This is a genomic window from Amycolatopsis regifaucium, from assembly GCF_001613935.1.
Lineage (GTDB): Bacteria > Actinomycetota > Actinomycetes > Mycobacteriales > Pseudonocardiaceae > Amycolatopsis > Amycolatopsis regifaucium.
This window is the reverse complement of record NZ_LQCI01000051.1, coordinates 352,114-376,559: the sequence shown is the minus strand read 5'-3', so window position 1 is coordinate 376,559 and position 24,446 is coordinate 352,114. Positions and strand designations below refer to the sequence as shown.

At 69.4% G+C, this 24,446-nt stretch carries 22 protein-coding genes; 17 read left to right on the top strand and 5 right to left on the bottom strand.

Annotated elements, in window-relative coordinates; all coding sequences use genetic code 11:
• Positions 1–90 precede the first annotated feature (90 nt).
• Positions 91–768 carry a GntR family transcriptional regulator gene (locus AVL48_RS35625; protein WP_061985472.1) on the top strand — a complete coding sequence of 226 codons (678 nt, stop codon included), beginning with the start codon at positions 91–93 and terminating at the stop codon, positions 766–768.
• 23 nt (positions 769–791) lie between these two features.
• The gene (locus AVL48_RS35620; protein WP_061985470.1) at positions 792–1,727 is read left to right on the top strand and encodes a phosphotransferase; all 936 of its coding nucleotides are present in this window, start codon (positions 792–794) and stop codon (positions 1,725–1,727) included.
• On the opposite strand, the gene aroA is transcribed toward AVL48_RS35620, so the two are convergent.
• Positions 1,724–3,010: a 3-phosphoshikimate 1-carboxyvinyltransferase gene (gene aroA, locus AVL48_RS35615; RefSeq protein ID WP_061985468.1), complete on the bottom strand. Its 1,287-nt coding sequence runs from the start codon at positions 3,008–3,010 to the stop codon at positions 1,724–1,726. The genes AVL48_RS35620 and aroA overlap by 4 nt on opposite strands.
• 88 nt (positions 3,011–3,098) lie before the next feature.
• Between aroA and pyrG the strand changes: the two genes are divergently transcribed.
• Together pyrG and AVL48_RS35605 are read left to right on the top strand one after the other, a co-directional pair.
• Positions 3,099–4,799 (top strand): CTP synthase, encoded by a 1,701-nt coding sequence (gene pyrG, locus AVL48_RS35610; RefSeq protein ID WP_074038106.1) that lies wholly within the window; start codon positions 3,099–3,101, stop codon positions 4,797–4,799.
• Positions 4,796–5,431: an NUDIX domain-containing protein gene (locus AVL48_RS35605; RefSeq protein WP_061985464.1), complete on the top strand. Its 636-nt coding sequence runs from the start codon at positions 4,796–4,798 to the stop codon at positions 5,429–5,431. Before pyrG ends, AVL48_RS35605 begins: the two co-directional genes overlap by 4 nt.
• Positions 5,432–5,516: 85 nt before the next feature.
• On the opposite strand, the gene AVL48_RS35600 is transcribed toward AVL48_RS35605, so the two are convergent.
• Entirely contained in the window at positions 5,517–6,002 is a 486-nt protein-coding gene (locus tag AVL48_RS35600; protein ID WP_061985462.1) for a DUF1707 domain-containing protein, read from the bottom strand.
• Positions 6,003–6,120: 118 nt separating this feature from the next.
• Here AVL48_RS35600 and xerD point away from each other — a divergent pair, with 118 nt between their 5' ends.
• From xerD to AVL48_RS35565, 7 genes are all read left to right on the top strand, one after another.
• Complete coding sequence (gene xerD, locus AVL48_RS35595; RefSeq protein ID WP_061985461.1) at positions 6,121–7,023, top strand: site-specific tyrosine recombinase XerD; 903 nt, start codon at positions 6,121–6,123, stop codon at positions 7,021–7,023.
• Between the two features lie 161 nt (positions 7,024–7,184).
• Positions 7,185–8,132 (top strand): ParA family protein, encoded by a 948-nt coding sequence (locus AVL48_RS35590; protein ID WP_244162326.1) that lies wholly within the window; start codon positions 7,185–7,187, stop codon positions 8,130–8,132.
• The gene (locus AVL48_RS35585; RefSeq protein WP_061985456.1) at positions 8,129–8,554 is read left to right on the top strand and encodes a hypothetical protein; all 426 of its coding nucleotides are present in this window, start codon (positions 8,129–8,131) and stop codon (positions 8,552–8,554) included. Before AVL48_RS35590 ends, AVL48_RS35585 begins: the two co-directional genes overlap by 4 nt.
• On the top strand, positions 8,554–9,489 hold the full coding sequence (locus AVL48_RS35580) for a segregation and condensation protein A (protein WP_061985454.1): 936 nt from the start codon (positions 8,554–8,556) through the stop codon (positions 9,487–9,489). The genes AVL48_RS35585 and AVL48_RS35580 overlap by 1 nt, the downstream gene beginning before the upstream one ends.
• Complete coding sequence (gene scpB / locus AVL48_RS35575) at positions 9,486–10,178, top strand: SMC-Scp complex subunit ScpB (protein WP_061985452.1); 693 nt, start codon at positions 9,486–9,488, stop codon at positions 10,176–10,178. Before AVL48_RS35580 ends, scpB begins: the two co-directional genes overlap by 4 nt.
• Positions 10,168–10,920, top strand: a complete 753-nt coding sequence (locus tag AVL48_RS35570; RefSeq protein ID WP_061985450.1) for a pseudouridine synthase — start codon at positions 10,168–10,170, stop codon at positions 10,918–10,920. The genes scpB and AVL48_RS35570 overlap by 11 nt, the downstream gene beginning before the upstream one ends.
• Positions 10,921–11,068: 148 nt before the next feature.
• Complete coding sequence (locus AVL48_RS35565; RefSeq protein ID WP_061985448.1) at positions 11,069–12,937, top strand: Xaa-Pro dipeptidyl-peptidase; 1,869 nt, start codon at positions 11,069–11,071, stop codon at positions 12,935–12,937.
• 214 nt (positions 12,938–13,151) lie between these two features.
• Here the strand turns inward: AVL48_RS35565 and AVL48_RS35560 are convergent, their stop codons facing one another.
• The 3 genes from AVL48_RS35560 to AVL48_RS35550 are packed head-to-tail and all read right to left on the bottom strand — an operon-like array spanning position 13,152 to position 15,245.
• Entirely contained in the window at positions 13,152–14,348 is a 1,197-nt protein-coding gene (locus tag AVL48_RS35560; RefSeq protein WP_061985446.1) for a cation:proton antiporter, read from the bottom strand.
• 6 nt (positions 14,349–14,354) lie between these two features.
• The gene (locus AVL48_RS35555; RefSeq protein ID WP_061985444.1) at positions 14,355–14,837 is read right to left on the bottom strand and encodes a cation:proton antiporter regulatory subunit; all 483 of its coding nucleotides are present in this window, start codon (positions 14,835–14,837) and stop codon (positions 14,355–14,357) included.
• 15 nt (positions 14,838–14,852) lie between these two features.
• On the bottom strand, positions 14,853–15,245 hold the full coding sequence (locus AVL48_RS35550) for a DUF4267 domain-containing protein (RefSeq protein WP_061985442.1): 393 nt from the start codon (positions 15,243–15,245) through the stop codon (positions 14,853–14,855).
• Between the two features lie 92 nt (positions 15,246–15,337).
• On the opposite strand from AVL48_RS35550, the gene AVL48_RS35545 reads away from it, so the two are divergent.
• The 6 genes from AVL48_RS35545 (at position 15,338) to AVL48_RS35520 (ending at position 24,446) form a co-directional block, all read left to right on the top strand.
• Positions 15,338–15,916, top strand: coding sequence for a TetR/AcrR family transcriptional regulator (locus AVL48_RS35545; RefSeq protein ID WP_061985440.1), 579 nt, complete (start codon positions 15,338–15,340; stop codon positions 15,914–15,916).
• Positions 15,917–16,008: 92 nt separating this feature from the next.
• Complete coding sequence (gene cmk / locus AVL48_RS35540; RefSeq protein ID WP_061985525.1) at positions 16,009–16,713, top strand: (d)CMP kinase; 705 nt, start codon at positions 16,009–16,011, stop codon at positions 16,711–16,713.
• Positions 16,710–17,378 carry a lysophospholipid acyltransferase family protein gene (locus tag AVL48_RS35535; protein ID WP_061985438.1) on the top strand — a complete coding sequence of 223 codons (669 nt, stop codon included), beginning with the start codon at positions 16,710–16,712 and terminating at the stop codon, positions 17,376–17,378. Before cmk ends, AVL48_RS35535 begins: the two co-directional genes overlap by 4 nt.
• Before the next feature lie 4 nt (positions 17,379–17,382).
• Positions 17,383–18,867, top strand: coding sequence for a ribosome biogenesis GTPase Der (gene der, locus AVL48_RS35530; protein WP_061985436.1), 1,485 nt, complete (start codon positions 17,383–17,385; stop codon positions 18,865–18,867).
• Between the two features lie 247 nt (positions 18,868–19,114).
• Positions 19,115–23,014: a Pls/PosA family non-ribosomal peptide synthetase gene (locus AVL48_RS35525; protein WP_061985434.1), complete on the top strand. Its 3,900-nt coding sequence runs from the start codon at positions 19,115–19,117 to the stop codon at positions 23,012–23,014.
• 19 nt (positions 23,015–23,033) lie between these two features.
• A complete protein-coding gene (locus tag AVL48_RS35520; protein ID WP_061985432.1) occupies positions 23,034–24,446 on the top strand; it encodes a M1 family metallopeptidase in 1,413 nt (470 codons plus the stop codon).

Below are 24,446 nucleotides of genomic sequence, written 5' to 3'. Positions count from 1 at the left end.
AATATCATCCCGCAGTGCCCCGTCGTCAAGGTTCGTGCCGATAAACTCGGGTTACGAGCTGTTACGGCTGTGTTGAGCGAGGGGGACGGAGTGGCCGAGGAAGGACCGCGGCAGCCGCTGGCCGCGACCCGGCAACGGGTCCGGGACGAGCTGCGCGAACGGATCCTCACCGGGCGGTTGAAGCCGGGGGACAGGCTCGTCGAGCGGGAACTCGCCGAGGACCTCGGCGTCTCGCGGGTCCCGGTGCGCGAGGCCATCCGCAGCCTGGAGGCCGAAGGGTTCCTCGTCGTCCAGTCGCCCCGGCGCATCGTCGTGCGCCAGCTGGCCAGGTCCGATGTCGAGGAGCTGTTCGACGTCAGGGAAGCGCTCGAAGGCCTCGCCGCGGGCCTGGCCGCCGAGCGGGCAGGCAAAGCGGGACTCCGGGCGCTCGAACGTCTGCTCACCGACGCCGCGCGCGCCACCGAGAGCGGCGACCCGGCCCGGATCACCTCGCTCAACACCCGGTTCCACGACGAGATCGTCGCGCTGGCGGGCAACGGCCTTCTGCACGAGATCCTGCGGCCGCTCGAAGGCAGGCTGCGCTGGCTCACCAGCCAGAACGAGCACTGGGGCGAACTGCTCGACGAGCACCGCCGCCTCTACGACGCGATCGCTTCGGGCGACGCCGACCGCGCGCGTGCCCACGCCGTCGGGCATGTGCGGGTGAACCGCGAGGTCACGCTGCGGACGTTGTTCCCCGAGGACGGCGGAGAACGCTCCGCCGGGTGAACCGGACATGTCAGACTCGCGGCATGATCACCGACGAACAACGGGCTGCCCGCACCGCGCGGGCGGTGGCCGCCGCGGTTTCCGCGGGACGCGACCTCGGCATCACCGTCACCGAACCCGAAGTCCTGTACGACGTTTTCTCCGTCATCGTGCGGCTGGCGCCGTCGCCGGTCGTCGTGCGCGTGCCGACCGTACTGCCGCGCACGACCACGCTGGAGACGCAGCTGACCGACCAGCGGCGCGAACTCGCCGTCGCCTCCTGGCTTGGCGAGAAGGGACTTCCGGTCGTCAAGCCGAGCCCGCTGGTTCCGGCGGAACCCGTGCAGCGCGACGGTTTCTCGATGACGTTCTGGGAACTCGTCGAGTTCGTCGAGGACGCGAACCTCACCGTGGAGTACTCGGCCAAGCTCGTCGCGAAACTGCACGCCGCGCTCCGCGACTATCCCGGCGAGCTGGCGGTCTTGAACGGCGTGGACCCGTTCATCCCCGACGGTCTCACCCGGCTCGAAGGACGGCCGGACCTGCTCGCCCCCGCCGACCTCGACCGCGCCCGCCGCGAATGGGCGGTCTTCCGGCCGCTGCTGGCCTCGGAAGAGGCGTTCGCCGAGGCATTCCCCGGGGCCACCGTCCAGCCGATCCACGGTGACGCGCCGGGCTACAACCTGATCGTCACCACCGACGGCGAGCTCTACTCCGACTTCGAACTGGTCAACCGTGGCCCGATCGAACGCGACCTCGCCTTCAACGGTCCCGAAGGCATCGAGGCCTACAACGCCGCCGCAGGGGAACTCGGCCTACGCGAGGTCGACGAACGCGTGCTGCGGACCTTCGAAGCGGTGGGTCTCCTGCAGGTGGTCGCGTGCCTGTCGATGGCGCCTGAGCTGCCGATGCTGGTGGACGGCATGAAACCGATGATCGACCAGTGGCGGGGGACCCCGTTCGCCGGTGGCCTCGCTTAGCCCAGCATCGAAGTCCAGGCTTCGGCGAACCCGGGGTAGGTCTTCCCGACCGTCTCCGGGTTCTCCACCTCGATCCCTTCGACACGCAGTCCCAGTACGGCGGCCGCCATCACCAGCCGGTGGTCGTCGTAGGTGCGGAACTTCCCGCCGTGCAGCGGGGCGGGGGTGATCCGGAGCCCGTCTTCGGTCTCGCGGACGTCGGCGCCGAGTGACGACAGTTCGGTGGCCAGCGCGGTCAGCCGGTCGGTCTCGTGGCCACGCAGATGCGCCACCCCGGAGATGATCGACGGGCCCTCGGCGAAGCACAGCAGCGCCGCGATCACCGGGGTCAGTTCGCCGACGTCGTGCAGATCCAGTTCGACGCCGGGGATCGTGCCGCTGCCGGTGACCGTCAGCCCTGCCGCGTCGAGTTCGGCGGTCGCGCCGAGCACGGGCAGCAGGCTGCGGAGCCAGTCACCGGGCTGGGTCGTCTGCTGAGGCCAGCCCGCGATTCGCACCGTGCCGCCGGTCACGACCGCCGCGGCGACGAACGGGGCGGCCGTCGAAAGATCCGGCTCGACGATGTACTCAGGGCAGGAAAGCCGGGTGGGCGCGACATGGAACTCGGTTCCCTCGCGGTCCACGGTGGCCCCGAACCGGCGCAGCATCTCCACGGTCATCGCGATATGCGGTTCGCTCGGGACCGTGCCGCCGACCAGGCGCACGGTGACCCCTTGCTGGAATGACGGCCCGGCGAGCAGCAGCGCGGACAGGAACTGGCTCGACGCCGAAGAGTCCAGATCGACCTTGCCGCCCCGCAGGCCGCCTTCGCCGTGGACGGTGAACGGCGGCGCCTCGCGGCGGTCGTCCTCGATCCGGGCGCCGAGGCCGCGCAGTGCCTTCAGCAGCGGCCCGATCGGACGGCGGCGGATGGCCTCGTCGCCGTCGAACAGCGCCGGGCCGGTGCCGAGCGCGGCGAGGGCGGGCGTGAACCGGGCGACCGTGCCCGCGTTGCCCAGTTCCACCCGGACGGTCTCGTCGGGATGCACCCGGCCGTGGCCGAGCGGATGCACGAGGTAACCGCCGATGCTGCCCTGCGAATGGGCGCCGAGGGTGGAGATGGCGCCGAGCATGAGTCGCGCGTCCCGGGAGTCGAGCGGGGTCCGCACCCGCGTCGGCGCGCTGGCGAGCGCGGCGAGAACGTAGGCCCGGTTGGTGATCGACTTCGAGCCGGGGACGCGGATGTCCGCGTCGAGCGGGCCTTCCGCGACCGGTGCGGTCCAGGTGTCGTGCGCGTCAGTCACGTCGCGAGAGTAGCGGTTTTCCACTCCATCGGACGCTTGCGGCGTGGCCACTGAGCGCCCCGGCGGGCGTGCGATAAGGTGGAAGCCCGTGGGACTTCAGTCGCGGGCTACCAAGTATGTCTTTGTCACCGGAGGCGTTGCCTCCTCTCTGGGTAAGGGACTCACGGCTTCCAGCCTGGGTCAGCTCCTTACCGCACGTGGGCTCCGGGTCACGATGCAGAAGCTGGATCCGTACCTCAACGTCGATCCAGGCACGATGAACCCGTTCCAGCACGGTGAGGTGTTCGTCACCGACGACGGCGCCGAAACCGATCTGGACATCGGGCACTACGAGCGTTTTCTCGACCGGTCCCTCGACGGCAAGGCCAACGTCACCACCGGCCAGGTCTACTCCGAGGTCATCGCCAAGGAACGCCGTGGTGAGTATCTCGGCGACACCGTGCAGGTCATCCCGCACATCACCGACGAGATCAAGGCCAGGATCACCGCCGCCGCCGGCGCCGACGAGGACGGGAACAGCCCGGACGTCGTGATCACCGAGGTCGGCGGCACCGTCGGCGACATCGAGTCGCTGCCGTTCCTGGAGGCCTGCCGTCAGGTCCGCCACGACGTCGGCCGCGACCAGTGCTTCTTCCTCCACGTCTCGCTGGTGCCTTACCTCGCCCCCTCGGGTGAGTTGAAGACCAAGCCGACCCAGCACTCGGTCGCCGCGCTGCGCAACATCGGTATCCAGCCCGACGCGCTCGTCTGCCGCGCCGACCGTGAGCTGCCGGAGGATCTCAAGCGCAAGATCGGCCTGATGTGCGACGTCGACACCGAGGCCGTCATCGCCTGTCCCGACGCGCCGTCGATCTACGACATCCCGAAGGTGCTGCACCGTGAGGCGCTCGACGCCTACGTGGTGCGCCGCCTCGGGCTGCCGTTCCGCGACGTCGACTGGACCGTGTGGGGCGACCTGCTCGACCGTGTGCACAACCCGTCGGAGACGGTGCGGGTCGCGGTCGTCGGCAAGTACATCGACCTGCCGGACGCGTACCTGTCGGTGACCGAGGCGCTGCGCGCGGGCGGGTTCGCCCACCGCGCCAAGGTCCAGATCGTCTGGGTCGCCTCCGACACCTGCGAGACGCCGTCCGGTGCCGCCTCCGCACTGTCCGATGTGGACGGTGTGCTGATCCCCGGCGGGTTCGGCATCCGCGGCATCGAGGGCAAGGTCGGCGCGATCGCCTACGCCCGTACCCACGGGCTGCCGCTGCTGGGCCTGTGCCTCGGCCTGCAGTGCATGGTGATCGACGCGGCACGGAACCTGGCCGGGATCGAGGACGCGAACTCGGCCGAGTTCGACGACACGAGCGCGAACCCGGTCATCTCCACGATGGCCGACCAGCGCGACGTCGTCGCGGGCGAGCGCGACATGGGCGGCACGATGCGGCTCGGCGCCTACGTCGCCAAGCTCAAGCCGGGCTCGCAGGTCGCGAAGGCGTACGGCAGCAACGAGGTCTCCGAGCGGCACCGTCACCGTTACGAGGTCAACAACGCCTACCGCAAGCGCCTCTCTGAGGCCGGTCTGGTGTTCTCGGGCACCTCGCCCGACGATCGGCTGGTCGAGTTCGTCGAGCTGCCCGCCGACAAGCACCCGTTCTTCGTCGGCACCCAGGCCCATCCGGAGCTCAAGAGCCGCCCGACCCGGCCGCACCCGCTGTTCAGCTCGTTCGTGAAGGCGGTCGTGGACCGCAAGGTCGCCGAGCGGCTGCCGGTCGAGCTGGCCGAAGCCCCCGCGGTGGCGAGGTGACCGAGCCCGGCAAGCACGAGTTCACCGTCGCGTCCACAAGGGACGTCCACATCGGACGGGTCGTGGGGCTGCGGGTCGACGAGGTCGTGATGCCCGGCGGCGGCACGGCCCGCCGGGAGGTCGTCGAGCACCTCGGCGCGGTCGCCGTCGTCGCCCTCGACGGCGAAGGCATGGACAGCACCGTCACGCTGATCCACCAGTACCGCCACCCGATCGGGCGACGGCTGTGGGAACTGCCCGCCGGCCTGATCGACAAGGCGGGGGAGGACCCCGTCGGCGCGGCGAAACGCGAGCTGGTCGAGGAGGTCGGGCTCAGCGCCGAGCGCTGGGAGACCCTCGTCGACGTCGCGGCGTCGCCGGGATTCACCGACGAGGTCGTCCGGGTTTACCTCGCCCGAGGGCTGTCCGAAGTGGACAGGGAGATCCTCGGCGAGGAGGAGGCGGACCTCGTCACGCGGAAGTTCCCGCTCGCCGAGGCGGTCCGGATGGCGCTGGCCGGTGAGCTGGTGAACGGGGCGACCGTCGGCGGCGTGCTGGCCGCGCACGCGGTGCTTTCGGGCGCGGCTTCGTCTCGTCCGGCGGACGCGCCTTGGAAGGACCGGCCGACGAAGTTCGCTTCGCGCGGCCTCTAGCGGCTTCGCGCGTGACATGAAAGGCCCCTTCATTGCGAAATTTGCGATGAAGGGGCCTTTCATTGCAGCTTCCGGGTGCCGGTGCTCAGTCCCGGAGACGGCGGCCTTGCGCGTCGGTGCCGCCGTTCGCCAGGAGAACGATCCCGTCGACGATCGGCCAGACCGCCCCGATGCCGCAGGTGAACACCACGACCGCCAGCTGCCCCAAAGCGAGTCCGACATGCCCGGTGTAGAACCGCCCGATCCCGAACGGCAGCACGATCTGCAGCACCCCGGCGGCGGTCTTCGACTTCGGTGAGTAGGGCAGGACCGCGGCAGGCTGCTGGTACACGGGCACGAACGGCGGCGGGTCGAACCGCGGCGTCAGGTACTTCGGATGCGGGGCGGGCAGGTCCTGGAACAGCGGCCGGAGTTCGCCGAGCGTCACGGCCTCGTACGCGGCGAGGACACGGCCCTCGTACTCGTCGGGGGTGATCCTCCCCTGACTGTAGTGGTCGGCGAGCAGCCGCGCCGCCTCCTCGCGCTCGGCGGTGCCGACACGCATCTCGTCCGGGTCCGGTTGCTGGGACATGGTCCCAAGGTAGCCGGTTTCACACCTGCGGCGTGGTACGCGCGGCGAACCGCCGAACGGGTCGTGGTGGTTCTAGAGTGTCCGTGTGTCACGGGCTGGCGGTGCCGGAGTCGCCCAGGTGGTCGCCGCTTACCTCGACCATCTGGTGGTCGAGCGCGGAACCGCGAGGAACACCCTCGACAGCTACTCGCGCGATCTGCGCCGGTACACCGCGTACCTCAGCGAAGCCGACGTCGAACGCTTCGCCGACGTGACCCCGGCACACATCACCTCGTTCGGCGCGGCGCTGCGCGAAGGCGACGAGGAGCACCGGCCGCTTGCCGCGTCCTCGGCGGCTCGCGCGCTCGTCGCGGTCCGGGGGCTGCACAAGTTCGCGCACGCCGACGGCATCACCGAAAGCGACCCGGCCCACGAGGTCCGCCCGCCCGCGGCGGCGAAGCGGCTGCCCAAGGCCCTGCCGGTGCACGAGGTGCTGAAACTCCTGGAAACCCCGCCACCGGAAGGCGAACGCGCGCTGCGGGACCGGGCACTGCTGGAACTGCTGTACTCGACCGGCGCGCGGATCTCCGAGGCCGTCGGACTCGACGTCGACGACATCGACGACACCGAACGGACCGTGCTGCTCGACGGGAAGGGCGGCAAACAGCGCATCGTCCCGATCGGCCGCCCCGCGCTCGAAGCGGTGCACGCCTACCTCGTCCGCGCGCGGCCCGTGCTCGCCACCCACGGCAGGGGGACACCGGCGATGTTCCTCAACGCCCGCGGCTCCAGGCTTTCCCGGCAGAGCGCGTGGCAGGTTCTCAAGGACACGGCGGAAGTCGCGGGCATCACGGCCGGCGTCTCCCCGCACACGTTGCGCCATTCCTTCGCCACTCATCTACTCGAAGGTGGCGCCGACGTCCGTGTCGTACAGGAACTGCTCGGTCACGCCTCGGTGACCACCACTCAGGTGTACACGCTGGTCACGGTCAACACGCTCCGCGAGGTTTACGCGACAGCACATCCCCGCGCGCTCGGTTAATCGACCCGATCGGCCCCGGCGAGCCGCTTTGGCTCGATTCGCGATCCGCGCATAGGCTGCCGGAGACCTAGCCGAAGAGGAGCTTTCGCGCCATGTCGACACCGAACGAGCCGGCGAAGCCGTCCGCGTCCGCCGGTTCGGCCGCGGCGAGCCTCAGCCAGGTGACCATCGCAACCCCCGCCGAACACGACGGCGACGAACCGTCGGAGGACACGATCTCTTCCCGTGGCCGTAAGGCCAAGCGCGCCAAAGAAACCAAGCAACAAGAACTCGAGAGGGAAGGCATCGGCCCCACCGGCCGTCCCCTCCGCGAGATCCCCGAGCCGCCGGTTCTGGAACGGCACGGCCCCGCGTTGGTGATGGCCATGTGCAACCAGAAGGGTGGCGTCGGCAAGACCACCTCGACCATCAACCTCGGTGCGGCGCTCGCCGAATGCGGCCGCCGGGTACTGCTGGTCGACTTCGATCCGCAGGGTGCGCTCTCGGTCGGTCTCGGCATTCAGCCGCACGAGCTGGACCAGACGGTCTACAACGTCATCATGGAGCGCTCGGTCAGCATCACCGACGTCATCCGGAAGACCCGGGTGGACGGCGTCGACCTGCTGCCGAGCAACATCGACCTGTCCGCGGCCGAGGTCCAGTTGGTCGCAGAGGTAGGGCGCGAACACACTTTGTTACGGGTCCTTCGTCCGGTCATGAACGACTACGACTATGTTCTTGTCGACTGCCAGCCCTCGCTAGGCCTGCTGACGGTGAACGCACTGACCGCCGCGGACGGTGTGATCATCCCGCTGGAGTGCGAGTTCTTCAGTCTGCGAGGCGTAGCGCTCCTGATCGACACCATCGAGAAGGTGCAGGAACGCCTCAACCCCAAACTGGACATCACGGGGATTCTCGCCACCATGTACGACCCGAGAACCCTGCACTCGAAGGAGGTCATGGCGAGAGTGGTGGAGGCATTCGGCGACATCGTGTTCGACACGGTGATCAACCGCACCGTGCGGTTCCCCGAGACGACAGTCGCGGGCGAGCCGATCACGACCTGGGCCCCCAAATCAGCCGGCGCGGCGGCCTACCGAGCGCTGGCCCGCGAGGTGATCGCCCGGTGAGCAGGCGAGCTTCCCTGCCCGGAGCGTCCGAACTTTTCAGGATCACCTCCAGCCCCGCCCTCGATCTCCCGCCCGCGCCCGCGCAGCCCGCCCCCTCGACGGGGAACGGCACCGGGAACGGTTCGGCGGACGGGGACGGGCAGGCGCACAAAAACCAGCTGACCAGGGCCGCGCGCAGCGGTTCGGGGCGGACCAAACACGACGCGAAGATCACCGTCTACGTCTCCGGCGACGAGCTGCTGGCGATGGAGCAGGCCAGGCTGAACCTGCGGGCGAAGCACGGGCTCGTCCTCGACCGCGGCAGGCTTGTCCGCGAGGCGGTGGCCGTCCTGCTGGCCGATTTCGACGCGGCCGGCGAGGAGTCGGTCCTCGTCCAGCGCTTGCGCGCGGGTGCCGAGGGCGGGAAAGAGACCGAGAACTGATGGACGACCCGGCCGCGGCTGCGCAAAGCGGCCCGGAGCCGGTCGAGCGGACGGAAGCAGACGAGACCCCCGCCGTGCACGAAACCGTGCACGGCGGGATGGTCCCCGAGGGACTGGCCAGCGAAGAGCTGAGCACGTCCAAGTTCAAGGTGAACCTGGCGAACTTCCAGGGCCCCTTCGATCTGCTGCTCCAGCTGATCTCGCAGCACCAGCTCGACGTCACCGAAGTCGCGTTGCATCGGGTCACGGACGATTTCATCGCCTACACCCGGGCGCTGGGCACGGAGTGGAACCTCGACGAAACGACCGAGTTCCTGGTCATCGCGGCCACCCTGCTCGACCTCAAGGCGGCGCGGCTCCTGCCCGCCGCGGAGGTGGAAAGCGAAGACGACCTCGCGTTGCTCGAAGCACGGGACCTGCTGTTCGCGAGGGTGCTGCAGTACCGGGCGTACAAGCAGGTCGCGGCGCTGTTCGGCGAGCTGGAGGCGGGCGCGCTGCGACGCTATCCGCGGTCGGTCGCGCTCGAAGACCGGTTCATGGGGCTGTTGCCCGAGGTGATGCTCGGCGTCGACCCGGCGAAGTTCGCCGAGATCGCGATCGCGGTCTTCCGGCCGAAGCCGCCGCCGACGGTGTCCATCGCGCATATCCACATGGGCCGCGTTTCGGTGCGCGAGCACGCCGCGCTGCTGCGGCTCAAGCTCGCGGAGCGCGGCGAAGCGACCTTCAGCGAGCTCGTCGAGGACTGCGAGCACACCGTCGAGATCGTGGCGCGGTTCCTCGCGCTGCTGGAGCTGTACCGGGAGGCCTCGGTCCAGTTCGAGCAGCTGGAGGCGCTCGCCGAACTGCACGTGCGCTGGACCGGCGGGTCCGTGGCGCAGGCGTCGGTGGCGGCCGAACAGGATCTCGCCGCCGCGGAGGACGAGGAGTACGGGTGAGCCCCGAGAACACCGAAGAGACCGAAGACACCCGAGTGGAACCGGAGGCGCCGGGCGAGCCCGAGCCGTTCGCCGACGAGCCGCTCGCCGAGGACGGGCCCGCCGACGAAGGGCTCGTGGCAGCGGGCGCCGGGGACTATCCCGACCTCACCTCCGACGAGGCGCTCGAAGCCGCTCTCGAGGCGTTATTGCTGGTCGTGGACTCGCCGATCAACGAGGAATCGCTCGCCGAGACCGTCGGCCAGCCCGAGTCGCGGGTGACCGTCGCGCTGCGCACGATGGCGCAGAAGTTCACCGAGCGAGCCAGCGGAATCGACCTGCGCCGCGTCGGCGAAGGGTGGCGGTTCTACACTAGAGACGTCTATGCCCCGTTCGTGGAGAAGCTTCTGCTCGACGGCCAGCGTTCCAAGCTGACGCGAGCCGCTCTGGAGAGCCTCGCCGTGATCGCCTATCGGCAGCCGGTGACCAGAGCCAGGGTCGCCGCCGTCCGAGGGGTGAACGTGGACGGGGTGATCAGGACGCTGCTGGCACGCGGCCTGATCGAGGAGATGGGGACCGACCCCGAAACCACTGGCACGCTGTACGTGACGACCGAGCTGTTCCTGGAGCGACTGGGCCTGTCGTCCCTGGCCGACCTTCCGCCCATCGCTCCGTTGCTACCCGAAGTGGACACCATCGATGACATCTGACCCGCATCCCGACGGCATTCGGCTGCAGAAGGTCCTTTCGCAGGCCGGCGTCGCCTCCCGGCGCGCGGCCGAAGACCTGATCGTGCGCGGTCGCGTGAGCGTGGACGGCAAGGTGGTCACCGAACTCGGCCGCCGGGTCGATCCGGACAACTGCGTGATCCATGTGGACGGCACCCGCGTCCAGGTCCGCGAGGACCTCGTCTACCTCGTGCTGAACAAGCCCAAGGGCGTGCACAGCACGATGAGCGACGACCGCGGCCGCCCGTGCGTCGGCGACTACCTGCGCGGCCGGTACGAGGAGACGCCCGGCATCGTGCACGTCGGCAGGCTCGACGAGAACACCGAAGGCCTGCTGCTGCTCACCAACGACGGCGACCTCGGCCACCGGCTGATGCACCCGTCGTTCCAGGTGCTCAAGACCTACTTCGCCGAGGTCGAGGGCATCGTCCCGCGCGGGCTCGGCAAGGAACTGCGGGCCGGCTTCGAGCTGCCGGACGGCATCGTCAAGGTCGACCAGTTCCGGGTCAAGGACATGCTGGCCGGACGGACCCAAATCGAACTGGTCATCCACGAGGGCCGCAAGCACATCGTGCGGCGGCTGATGGCGGCCACCGGGCATCCGGTGCGCAAACTGGTCCGGACCGCGCTCGGCGACGTCCAGCTCGGCGCACAGCGCTCGGGCTCGATCCGGCGGCTCAACCGCGGCGAGGTCGGTTCGCTCTACCGCGCGGTCGATCTGTAAGCCCGGACCCCGCCCCGCCACCACCCTCAACGGACAGGCTGCGCCTGACTGTCAAGACTTTCCGCTCTACTGCCCACGCGATCATCGCGTTTAGCTCTCTCTGACGGGCTTTCAGCCGACGGGGAAGGGCTCAACCGTGAAAACTGTTGTGCTGGCAGGGATTCTGGCGGTCGCCGCGGCCGTGGTCGCGGTGCCGCAAGCCGCGGCGAAACCGCGGGGCAGCGAACCGGTCTACGACTTCACCCAGGCCGTCCGCGAGACGGCCTGGGTGGACATCGGGCTCGACGGCGACGGCGACGGCCGCTCCGACCGGGTCGCCGCCGACATCATCCGGCCGAGGGAGCCGGCGGCGCGGGGCACGAAGGTCCCGGTCATCATGGACGCGAGCCCGTACTACTCGTGCTGCGGCCGCGGTAACGAGAGCGAACTCAAGACCTACGACTCGGCGGGCAGGCCGGTCGGGTTCCCGCTCTACTACGACAACTTCTTCGTTCCCCGCGGGTACGCCGTTGTCCTGGTGGATCTGGCCGGTACCAACAAATCCCGCGGCTGCACCGACATCGGCGGTCCGTCGGACGTCGATTCGGCCCGCAAGGTCGTCGACTGGCTGAACGGGCGGGCGAACGGGTACACCACCGCGACCGGCTCCGCCAGGACGAACGCGACCTGGTCGACGGGCGCCGTCGGCATGATCGGGAAGTCCTACGACGGCACGGTCGCCAACGGTGTCGCGGCGACCGGGGTCGACGGGCTCAAGACCATCGTGCCGATCGGCGCGATCAGTTCCTGGTACGACTACTACCGCTCCGACGGCGCGAACCTGCGTCAGGGCAGCCCCGCCGGGCTGGCGCAGACCGTCTCCCAGCGCAACGGCGGCCAGAACTGCGCCGCGGCCAACCGGAAACTCACCGAGGGCGCGACCGCGAACGGCGACTACAACTCGTTCTGGCTCGACCGGGACTACGTCCAGAGCGCCTCGAAGGTGAAGGCCAGCGTCCTCGCTTCGCATGGCCTGGGCGACCTCAATGTCAAGACGATCAACTTCGGGCAGTGGTGGGAAGCGCTGCGGGTCGAGCGCAAGGTGTGGTTGACGCAGGCCGGTCACGTCGATCCGTTCGACTACCGGCGGTCGGCGTGGGTCGACACCCTGCACAAGTGGTTCGACCACTATCTGCTCGGCGTCGACAACGGGATCGAGAAGACCCCGGGCGCGAGTGTGGAACGCGCTCCCGACGTCTGGGTGGATCAGGCGGCGTGGCCCGCGGGGAGCGCGGTGACCCTGCGCCCCTCGGCAGGCGGCACCCCGGGTGTCGGAACGCTCGGTACGACCGCCGGGACGGGCACGGCGTCGTTCACGGACTCGTCCGGTCAGTCCTCGAACGGCTGGGCGGCGCGGCCGACGGAGACCTCCAGCGGCCGGGTGCTGTTCAGCACCGGCGCGCTCGCGAAGGACCTGCACGTCTCCGGGACCGCGAAGGTGACGGTGACCGCGACGCCGTCGACGTCCACCGCGCGGCTTTCGGCGATCTTGGTGGACTACGGCCCGGCGACGATCCGGAACTACACCGGGCCGAAGGAAGGCATCAAGAACGAGGTGACGCAGTCGTGCTGGGGATCGAGCGCTACCGGCAATGACGCCTGCTACCTGAACACGAGCACCGACTCGGTTTCGGTCGGGCTGAACATCATCAGCCGCGGCTGGGCGGATCTGGCGAACCATCGGTCGCTGAGCCAGGAATCGCCGCTGACGCCGGGGCAGCCGTACACCATGACGTTCCGGCTGGCGAGTACGGATCACGTTGTGCCGCAAGGACATCAGCTCGCGTTGATCATCGGCGGGACGGACGGTTCGTTCATCTCGGGACCGGCGCAGTACCCGAAGATCACGGTGGATCTCGGCAAGACTTCGCTGGCTCTGCCGGTCGCGGGTGCGGGTCCGGCGGCCGTTCCGGCTCCGTTGCCGTCGGCTCCGGTGCAGATCGCTCCGGCGGGTGTTTCGGGGCTTGAGCGCGGGTAGGCGATGCCAGGAAAGGTCCTTTCCTCGCAAAATTCGCCAGGAAAGGACCTTTCCTAGCGCGTGGGACCGGCCCCTCCGGCTCAGCGCGCGGTGGGCGACGGCTCACGGAGGTAGGGCCGCTCAGGTGCTCGAGGGCGGCTGACGGATGAGATGAAGGGGCCTTTCATCGCAAAATTTGCAATGAAAGGCCCCTTCATCTCACGCGCGGGGCGCCTCAGCCGGTCTGTGAAGCCGGACTCTTCGACCCGAACGGCTTCCGCTGCAGTGCGCGGGCCACCGGTTCGACGATCCGCGCCGCCGTCGGGCCGAGGACCGCCATCAGGAGTACGTAAGCCGTCGCGAGGGCCGCCAGTTCTCCGGTCACGGCTCCCGCGGCCACCGCCAGCCCGGCGATGACGATCGAGAACTCCCCCCGCGCGACCAACGCGGCTCCGGCACGGGCCCGCCCCATCTTCCCGATGCCCTGCCTGCGCGCGGCCCACCAGCCGGTGCCCACCTTCGTGAGCGTGGTCGCCACCGCCAGCACGACCGCCCAGCCGAGCACCGGCGGGATCGACGCAGGGTTGGTGTTGAGTCCGAACACGACGAAGAACACCGCGGCGAAGAGATCCCGCAGCGGTTCCAGCATGTGTGTCGCGTTCTCCGCGGTGGAGCCGGAGATCGCGATGCCGAGCAGGAACGCGCCGACCGCGGCCGACACCTGCATCGCCGACGCGAGACCCGCGACGAGCAGTGCCGCGCCGAGGACCTTGAGCAGGAACACCTCGCGATCGGGGCTGTCCACCGCGGCGGAGACGTAGCGGCCGAACTTCAGCGCGATCACCAGGACGACGGTGATCACCAGTAGCGAGATCCCGACCGCCTTCATCCCGCCGAGGAAACTCACGCCGCCCAGCACCGCGGTGAGGATCGGCAGGTACAGCGCCATCACCAGGTCTTCGAACACCAGGATCGACAGCACCACCGGCGTTTCCCGGTTACCGAGCCGGCCGAGGTCGCCGAGCACCTTCGCGATGATCCCGGACGACGAGATGTAGGTGACGCCCGCGAGCACGATCGCGCCGATCGGTCCCCAGCCGAGGATGAGCGCGACGATCGCGCCCGGCGCGGCGTTGAGCACGATGTCGACGATCCCCGCCAGCCACGAGCGTTTCAGCCCGGTGAACAGTTCGGCCGCCGAGTACTCCAGCCCCAGCAGCAAGAGCAGGAGGACGACGCCGATCTCGCTGGCGAGGTGGGTGAAGTCGCCGATGTCGCCGAGCGGGATCAGCCCGCCCTGCCCGAAACACAGGCCTCCGACCAGATACAGCGGGATGGGGGACATCCCGATCTTCCCGGCGAGGCGGCCCAGTACGCCCAGGCCGAAGAAGACCGCCCCGAGTTCGATCAAGGACAGCGCGGTGTGATCCATCCGCGATCAGCCGTACCTGAGGATCTTGACGGCGGACTCGAGGCCGTCGGACGTGCCGACCGCGACGAGCACGTCGCCGGCGGTGAGGTTGAAGTCCGGCGTGGGGGAGGGGTGGACCTGCCCGGCCCGCATCACCGCGACCACCGAGACGCCCGTCCTCGTCCGCATGGCCGTGTCGCCGAGGGTGCGCCCGTCGAACGGCGACGCCCCTCTGATCGGCAGCTGCTTGGTGTTGATCCCGGGCAGATCCCGGTGCTCCTCGGTGAGCTGGGCGACCAGCTGGGGCGCGCCGAGCAGGTTCGCCAGCGCCCCAGCTTCGTCGTTGGTGAGCGGAAGTGAGGCCAGGCAGGCGTCGGGATCGTCCGTTTTGGACACGATCAGCTCGACATGCCCATCGCGGTGGGTCACCACGCCGACGCGGCGGCCGTTGCGAGTGGCGAAGTCCTTGCGGACACCTATTCCGGGGAGCGGGGTCACTTCGACGTTCACGTCATCAACAGTAACTCACTGTCCGCTTTGCGCCGGGCGGATCAGGAACAGCGCCGAGATCAGGAGCATCACGGCGCACGTCGCCCCGTGGATGCCGAGCGCGGCGGCCACGGAACCGTTGTGGGTCAACACGATCAGCATGTCGCCGAAGGGGATGAACGCGAGCGCGAGCATCGCCCAGCCCAGCGCGCGGACGTTCCGGAACAGGAGCAGCGCGAGCACCACGAGTGCCGTGCCGATGTCGCGGACCCCCTTGACCGCGAGGATCGGGTCACCCTCGGACGGCATCACCGGCAGCCCGAAGCCGCCCGTCTGGGTCTGCGGGAAGAACACGTAACCGCTGCCGAAGTAGAGGACGAAGAGCACGAGGGCGGCGGACAGGGCGTAAGCGATCTTGATTCTGGTCATGGTCTCCGACTCCGGGATCTAGCAGTGCTAGGAACGCTGTCAACGCTAGCGTTAGCATCGCTAGCTTGTCTAGCAGTGCTAGGATATTTCGTATGGTCACCAATCCCCGGCGCGAGCGGGACCGCTCGCAGCGCGAACAGTTGATCGTCGCCGCCGCCCGCGAGATCGCCGAAGAGGAAGGCTGGGACGCGGTCACCACCCGGCGTTTGGCCGCGAAGATCGAGTACAGCCAGCCGGTCCTCTACAGCCACTTCTCCGGGAAGGGGGCGATCATGGCCGCCGCTGCGCTCGAGGGCTGCACCGAAATGGCCGCGCATCTGCGGCGGGGCGCCGGGGCGGCGGAGGACTCCCGTGGCGCCCTGCGACGGCTGGCCGAGAACTACTTCGACTTCGCCGACCGCCATCCCGCGCTTTACGACGCGATCTTCACCCTCGCCAGTGAACTCAGCTTCGCCAGCCCGGACAGTCCTGAGCCGTTGAAGGACGCGTTCGGCGCCCTGCTCGAAACCGTGGGGCCGGTGGCCGGTGCCTACGACCCCGCCCTCTACACCGAGACGTTCTGGGCCGCCCTGCACGGCCTGGTCACCCTCGAACGCAGTCGACGGCTGCCGGCGCCCGCGCGGGCGGAACGCGTCGGCATGCTCGTCGACCGGTTCGCCGTGGGCGGCTGAGGCGTGTCGTTCGCCACCAGGCAGAATGGACCTCGATCAGGTGAGCGACGAAGAGGCAGAGGAGAGTTTCGGTGGCGGGAGCCCTGCGTGGTGTGGTCGCGATGGACGGCCCGTCCGGAACCGGGAAATCCACGGTCTCGCGGAAGCTCGCGGCGAAACTCGGTGCCGGCTACCTCGACACCGGAGCGATGTACCGCATGGTCACCCTCGCCGTGCTGCGCGCCGGGGTCGACCCGGCCGACGCGCCTGCCGTGCTCGCCGTCGCGGAAAAAGCCGAACTCGGCATTGGGACCAGCCCGGACGAAACGACCGTGACCCTGGCGGGCGAGGACGTCGCCGCCGAAATCCGCGGCACGGACGTCACCACCGCGGTGTCGCCGGTTTCGGCCGTTCCCGCGGTCCGCGAACTGCTGGTCGCGCGGCAGCGTGACCTCATCGCCGAGGTGCTCGGCCGGGTCGGTGGCATCGTCGTCGAAGGCCGCGACATCGGCACCGTCGTCGCCCCGGACGCCGAACTCAAGGTCTTCCTCACCGCTTCGGCCGAGGTCCGCGCCGCACGCCGCAGCGCGCAGGACTCCGCCGCCGGTCGTCAGTCCACTGTGGACGGCGCGAAGGCGGCGGTGGAACGGCGTGACCGCCTCGACTCCACGCGGGCGACGTCGCCCCTGCGCGCGGCCGACGACGCCGTCGAGGTCGACACCTCCCAGCTGAACATCGACCAGGTGATCGTCGCGCTGGCGGAACTCGCACTGCACCGCGGTCTACTCGAAGACTGCCCCGCGGAGGCGGCCAGGTGAGCGCGAAGGGACTACCCGAAGGCGCGAGCGGCCCGCTCCACACCTTCGGCAGGGGCATCTCCAAGTTCATCGTCCGGCCCGCGTTCCGGGTCCGGCTGCACGGCGGCGACCGGGTACCGGCGTCGGGGCCGGTGGTGTTCATCGCCAACCACAGCTCGATGGTGGAACCGCAGCTGCTGTTCGGAATGTTGTCGCGGCGCACGGCGTTCCTCGTCAAGGAGGAACTGTTCCGCGGGTTCGTCGGCTGGTTCTTCCCCAAATTGGGCCAGATCCCGGTGAAACGGGGCGCGGTCGACCGCAAACCGCTGATGACGGCGGTCAAGGTGCTCGAGGACGGCGGTGCGGTCGGGATCTTCCCCGAAGGCACCCGCGGCCTCGGTGACGCCGAAAACTTCGAGCGCGGCGCGGCCTTCCTGGTCCGCGCCGGGAACGCGACCGTGGTACCGGTCGCCACTCGGGGGACGTACAAACCCGCCGGCGCCAAGAGGCGTTGGCGGCCACGCGTCGACATCATGGTCGGCGAACCTTTCACTCCCGCCATCGGGAAGGGAAGGACAGGGCTGGAGGAGGGAACCGAGCGGCTTCGCATCGCGCTCGCGGACCTCGTGAAGGCACTGGACGAATGGCGCTTGGAGCACGGGCTCCAAGACACGCGACAGGATTGAGTAAATGACAGAGCTTGACGGAGTCGGCGAGATCGACGGCTCCTGGTCCGACGAGTCCGAATTCACCGCGCTGGACGCGCAGATCGCCGCCGGCGAGGCCGAGGAGGAGGCGCAGCTCGCGCAGCCGGTCCTCGCCGTGGTCGGCAGGCCGAACGTGGGCAAGTCAACCCTGGTCAACCGCATTCTCGGCCGCCGCGAAGCGGTCGTGCAGGACGTTCCCGGTGTGACCCGGGACCGCGTCGCCTACGACGCCTTCTGGGCGGGCCGCCGGTTCACGCTGGTCGACACGGGCGGCTGGGAGCCGGACGCGACCGGGCTGCAGGCCGCCGTCGCCGCGCAGGCCGAGATGGCGATGGCCACCGCCGACGCGGTGCTGCTGGTCATCGACGCCAGCGTGGGCGCGACGGCCACCGACGAGGCCGTTTCCAAGGTGCTGCGCCGCTCGAAGAAGCCGGTGCTGCTCGCCGCCAACAAGGTCGACGACGACCGCCTGCTCGCCGACACCGCGTCGCTGTGGTCGCTCGGCCTCGGCGAGCCGTACCCGGTCAGCGCGCTGCACGGGCGTAGCTCCGGCGACCTGCTCGACGCGATCGTCAAGGCGCTGCCGTCGATGCCGCGTGACGGCGACCGCGCCACCACCGGCCCGCGCCGCGTCGCGCTGGTCGGCAAGCCGAACGTGGGCAAGTCCAGCCTGCTGAACAAGCTTTCCGGCGAAGTGCGGTCCGTCGTGGACTCCGTCGCAGGCACCACGGTCGACCCCGTCGACTCGCTGGTCGAGCTGGACGGCGACACCTGGCGTTTCGTCGACACGGCGGGTCTGCGCAAGCGCGTCAACTCCGCGAACGGCGCGGAGTATTACGCGTCGCTGCGAACCAAGACCGCGATCGACGCGGCCGAGGTCGCGATCGTGCTGCTGGACGCCGCCGAGCCGCTTTCGGAGCAGGACCTGCGGGTGCTGACCATGGTCGTGGAGGCGGGACGCGCCTGCGTGCTCGCGTTCAACAAGTGGGACCTCGTCGACGAGGACCGCCGCCACGCGATGGTCCGCGAACTGGACCGCGGCCTGGTGCGGGTGCCGTGGGCGGAGAAGGTCAACATCTCCGCGCTCACCGGCCGTTCCGTGCGCAAGCTCGCGCCCGCGCTGCGGACCGCGCTGAAGTCCTGGGACCAGCGCGTCCCCACCGGTCAGCTGAACGGCTGGCTCGCCGACCTCATCGCCGCGACCCCGCCGCCGGTGCGCGGTGGCAAGCAGCCGAAGGTGCTGTTCGCGACCCAGGCCGGCATCCGGCCGCCGACGCTGGTCCTGTTCACCACCGGCTTCCTCGAGGCGGGCTACCGCCGGTTCATCGAACGCAAATTCCGCGAGCGATTCGGCTTCGAAGGCAGCCCCGTCCGGGTGAATGTCCGGGTGCGGGAAAAGAAGCAAAGGCCCAAGGTCGGCGGAAAAGCGGTCAGCGGAAAAAACGCGGGTAAACCGAAGAACCGCTGAATTTTCCCATGATGTAGGTGAATAGTTCACTGGGTGGACACGTCGATGACCTCGCGTTACGGCGTGTCCACCGGTGAGTTTCGACACTCTGCCGAGACCCTGCCGAGATATGTCGTCCATCTGCGGTAAAGTCATAGGTCTGTTAGCGGGCGCCTCATTCGGAGAGCGAGCCCGAATGACGCACTTGTGAAAGGTGTGTGATGGGCTTGAGCGCCCATGGTTCTTTCCTGCCCGTGGTGACCGCCCGATGACCCTGACCGCCGACTCGCGTCCGCCCGCCGGTGCCGACGGTGCCGCCGAGGACGCGGAAACCCCGGTCGCCGACCGCGCCCTCTTCCGGTCCGGGCCCGGCGCCGGTGAGCGCACCCTGATCGACATCCTCGCCGACACCGCGCTCCGCCATCCCAACGCGGGCGCGATCGACGACGGCGAGACCACGCTGTCCTACCGCAAGCTCGTCGAAGAGATCGACGACTACGGCCGCAAGCTGACCGCCAACGGCGTCGGCGTCGGCGACCGGGTCGGCGTGCGGATCTCCTCCGGCACCGCCGAGCTGTACGTCGCCATCCTCGCGATCCTGTCCGTCGGCGCCGCCTATGTGCCGGTCGACGCGGACGACCCCGACGAGCGCGCCGACCTGGTCTTCGGCGAGGCCGACGTCGCCGCCGTCGTCACCGATGGCGGCGCGATCACCGTCACCGGCACGCCCGGCGGGGTCGAAGGCACTCCTTCCCCCACCGACGACGCGTGGATCATCTTCACCTCGGGTTCGACCGGTAAGCCGAAGGGCGTCGCGGTCTCGCACGCGTCCGCCGCTGCGTTCGTCGACGCCGAAGCCAGGCTGTTCTTGACCGAAGAGCCGATCGGCCCCGGTGACCGGGTGCTCGCCGGCCTGTCCGTCGCCTTCGACGCGTCGTGTGAGGAGATGTGGCTCGCCTGGGGGCACGGCGCCTGCCTGGTCCCGGCGCCGCGTTCGCTGGTGCGGACCGGGGTCGACCTCGGCCCGTGGCTGATCGCGCAGGGCATCACCGTCGTCTCGACCGTCCCCACGCTGGCCGCGTTGTGGCCGTCGGACGCGCTCGAAGACGTCCGCCTGCTGATCTTCGGCGGCGAGGCTTGCCCACCCGAACTGGCCGAGCGCGTCGCCGTCGAAGGCCGCGAAGTCTGGAACACCTACGGCCCGACCGAGGCCACCGTCGTCGCCTGCGCCGCGCAGATGACCGGTGAGGGCCCCGTCCGGATCGGCCTGCCGCTGGCGGGCTGGCAGCTCGCCGTCGTCAACGAGGCGGGCGAGCCGGTCGCGATGGGGGAGACCGGCGAGCTGGTCATCGGCGGCGTCGGCCTGGCCCGCTACCTCGACCCGGAGAAGGACGCCGAGAAGTTCGCGCCGCTGCCCTCGCTGGGCTGGCGCCGCGCGTACCGCAGCGGTGACATGGTCCGCGCCGAGGCCGAGGGGCTGCTGTTCCTCGGGCGCCTCGACGAGCAGGTCAAACTCGGTGGCCGCCGCATCGAACTCGGCGAGGTCGACGCCGCGCTCCAGGCGCTGCCCGGGGTGCAGGGCGCGGCCGCCGCGATCCGCCGCACCAAGGCGGGGAACCAGGTCCTCGTCGGCTATGTCGTGCCTGCAGAAGGTGCCGAATTCGACCACGACGAGGCCGCGACGCGGCTGCGTGAGCAGCTGCCCGCCGCCCTCGTCCCGCTGCTGGCGCTGGTCGGCGACCTGCCGACGCGGACGTCCGGCAAGGTCGACCGCAACGCCCTGCCGTGGCCGCTGTCCACTGTGGACGCCGCGAAATCCGGCCTGTCGCCGACGGAGAGCTGGCTGGCCGAAGGCTGGTCGGAGATCCTCGGTGTTTCCGTCGACAACCCGAAGGCCGACTTCTTCACCAATGGCGGCGGAAGCCTGACGGCCGCGCAGCTGATCGCGCGGATCCGCACCCGGCATCCGCAGGTGTCGGTGAACGACATCTACGCCAACCCGAAGCTCGGCGCGCTGGCTTCGCTGCTGGACGCGCTGAGCGGCGAGAAGACCGAACGCCGCGACATCGCGCCGACCCCACGCAAGGCGGGGATCATCCAGTCCCTGCTGATGATCCCGCTGATGGGGCTGATCGGCCTGCGCTGGACGACGATCGCCGCGACGCTGTCGAATTTGCTCTCCCTCGCCGGTTTCGGCTGGGCCCCGACGCTGAACTGGGCGTGGATCGCCGTCGCGTGGGTCGTGTTGTTCAGCCCGGCCGGCCGGATCGCGATCTCGGCCACCGGCTCGCGGCTGTTGCTGCGCGGCGTCCGCCCCGGCAGCTACCCACGTGGCGGCAAGGTCCACTTGCGACTGTGGACGGCCGAGAAACTCGCCGAGTTCAGCGGCGCGGACAGCGTCGCGGGCGCGTCCTGGATGACGACGTACGCCAAGGCACTCGGCGCCCGGATCGCCAAGGACGTCGACCTGCACTCGCCGCCGCCGGTCACCGGCATGCTGAAACTGGGCCGCGGTGCCGCCGTCGAACCCGAGGTCGATCTGACCGGACATTGGGTGGACGGCGACCTGGTGCACATCGGCAAGATCCGGATCGGCGCGGACGCGCGGATCGGCTCGCGCAGCACGCTGTTCCCCGGCGCGCGGATCGGCAAGGGTGCGGAGATCGCGGCCGGTTCGACCGTCCGCGGCGTCGTCCCCGCCGGGCAGCGCTGGGCAGGCGCCCCGGCGGCGCGGACCACCAAGGACTCGTTGAAGTGGCCGTCGAGCCGCCCGCCGCGTTCGCGGTTCTGGTCGTCGGTCTACGGCGCGACCTCGGTCGCACTGGGTCTCCTGCCCGCCGCCGCCGCGCTTCCGGCCGTCGCGGTGCTCGGCTACGCGATCGCCGGTACTCCTTCGCTGGGCGCCGCGCTCGGCCAGGCTCTTCTGTTCACTCCGCTCGCGACCATCGCGTACTTCGTGACCTACGCCTTGCTCGTGCTGGCGGGCGTCCGCTCGCTGAGCATCGGCATGGTCGAGGGTTACCACCCGGTGCACGGTCGCGTCGCGTGGCAGGTCTGGGCGACCGAACGGTTGATGGGCATGGCTCGTGAGGGGCTGTTCCCCTTGTACGCCAGCCTGTTCACGCCGGTGTGGCTCCGGCTGCTCGGCGCGAAGGTCGGCCGCAACGTGGAGGCGTCGACCGTCCTCGCGGTGCCGAAGATGACTCAGGTGGACAGTGGTGCCTTCCTCGCGGACGACACCATGGTCGCCACCTACGAACTCGGCCACGGCTGGCTGCACGTCGCGCCCGCCCGGATCGGCAAGCAGGCGTTCCTCGGCAACTCGGGGATGACCGCGCCCGGCCGTTCCGTGCCCAAACGAGGTCTGGTCGGTGTGCTGTCTTCGACCCCGTTGAAGGCGAAGAAGGGGTCCTCATACCTCGGGATGCCGCCGCTGCCGGTCCGCCGGTCGGTCGGCGAATCCGACACGAGCCGTACCTTCACTCCGCCGCTGCGACTGAAGGCGGCCCGCGCACTGGTCGAACTGTGCCGCATCGTGCCGGTGATGTGCGGCGTCGCGCTCACCGTGCTGGTGGCCGCCGGGATCTTCGCGCTGGCGTCGTCGTTCGGCTTCCTGGTCGCCGTGCTGCTCGGCGGGCCGCTGCTGCTCGCCGCCGGTGCCGTCGCCGCGCTGACCGCCACCGCGATGAAATGGCTGCTGGTGGGCAAGTTTAGCGCCGTCGATCACCCCTTGTGGAGTTCGTTCGTCTGGCGCAACGAACTCGCCGACACCTTCGTCGAGGCGCTCGCCGTGCCCTGGCTGGTCGGTTCGCTGGGCGGCACGCCGCTGCTGCCCGCGTGGCTGCGCACCATGGGCGTCAAGATCGGCAAGGGTGTCTGGCTGGAGACGTACTGGCTGCCCGAATCGGACCTCGTCAGCCTCGGCGACGGCGCCACGATCAACCGCGGCTGTGTCGTGCAGACGCACCTTTTCCACGACCGGATCATGACGATGTCGCCGGTGCACCTGGACGAGGGAGCGACACTCGGGCCGCACGGTATCGTGTTGCCCGGCGCGAGCATCGGCGCGCGGACGACCGTCGGACCGGGGTCTCTGGTGACCCGGGGTGACGCGGTTCCCGCCGACTCGCGGTGGCTCGGGAATCCCATCTCAGCCTGGACGAAGTAGGGAAGCGGGGTCTTCGCGGGTGATTTCGAAGGCCTCCGCGCAACCCTCACCCGGCGCGGACACCTCCGGCGATTCCTATCTGCCCCTGCACGGCAACGGCGGTTACCGCGTCCGGCACTACGATCTCGAGCTGGACTACAAGATCGGTCCCAACCGGCTTTCGGCCGCCGCGGTGATCACCGCCGAGGCGACCCAAGCGCTGTCGCGGTTCACCCTGGACTTCGGCGAATTCCGGATCAACCGGGTGCTGGTCAACGGGAAGCCCGCCAAGTACACACGGCGCGGGCACAAGCTGAACGTGAAGCCGGCGAAGTCGCTGCCCGACGGGAGCGAGTTCGTCGCGGAGATCCACTACGTCGGCAACCCGCGCCCGCTTTCCGGGCTGTGGGGCGACATCGGCTGGGACGAACTGACCGACGGCTCGCTCGTCGCGAGCCAGCCGGTCGGTGCGCCGTCGTGGTTCCCGTGCAACGACCATCCGGCGGACAAGGCGACCTACCGCGTCGCGCTGACGACGTCGTCGCCGTACCTCGTCGCGGTCACCGGGAACCTGGTGGCGCGGCACAGTCGCGCGAGTACCACCCGGTGGGTCTTCGAACGGCCAGAGCCGACACCGACGTACCTGATGAGTGTCCAAATCGGACGGTACGACGACATCGAACTGGTCTCGGGCGCCATCCCCGGCTGGTTCTCCCATCCCGAGGCCGCCGCGTACCGGATCAGCCTCGTCGGTGATCAGGTGGTGGCTTCCGTTCCGCAGCGGGCCGCCGTGCCGCCGCGGCTGCGCCGGGCGTTCTCACGCGATTTCGGGCGGCAGGGCCAGATCATGGACGCCCTGCAGCGGCTGTTCGGACCTTACCCGTTCGGCGAGTACGTCGTCGTGGTCACCGACGACGATCTCGACGACCCCATCGAAGCGCAGGGCATGTCGATCTTCGGCGCCAACCACGTCGACGGACGGCGCACCCACGAACGGCTCGTCGTCCACGAACTGGCACATCAGTGGTTCGGCAACAGCCTGACCGTCGCGGACTGGCGGCACATCTGGCTGAACGAGGGCTTCGCGACCTACGCGGAATGGCTCTGGTCCGAGGAATCCGGCGGGCAGAGCGCGCACTCGTGGGCCAAGGCGTGGCACCTGCGGATGAAGGCGAGGCCCGCGGACCTGCGTCTCGCCGACCCCGGCGTGGCGCGGATGTTCGACGAGCGAGTGTACAAACGCGGCGGCCTTCTGTTGCACGCCTTGCGGTGCACCGTCGGCGATGCGGTGTTCTTCCCGCTGGTGAAGGCTTGGGCGACGGAGAACCGGCACGGTTTGGTGACGACCGCGGCTTTCGTCGCGCTGGCTGAACGGTTCGCTGGTCGGTCGCTGGACGCCTTTTTCTCGCTGTGGCTTCACAAGTCCGCGATGCCTCCTCTTTTGGTTCCCTGA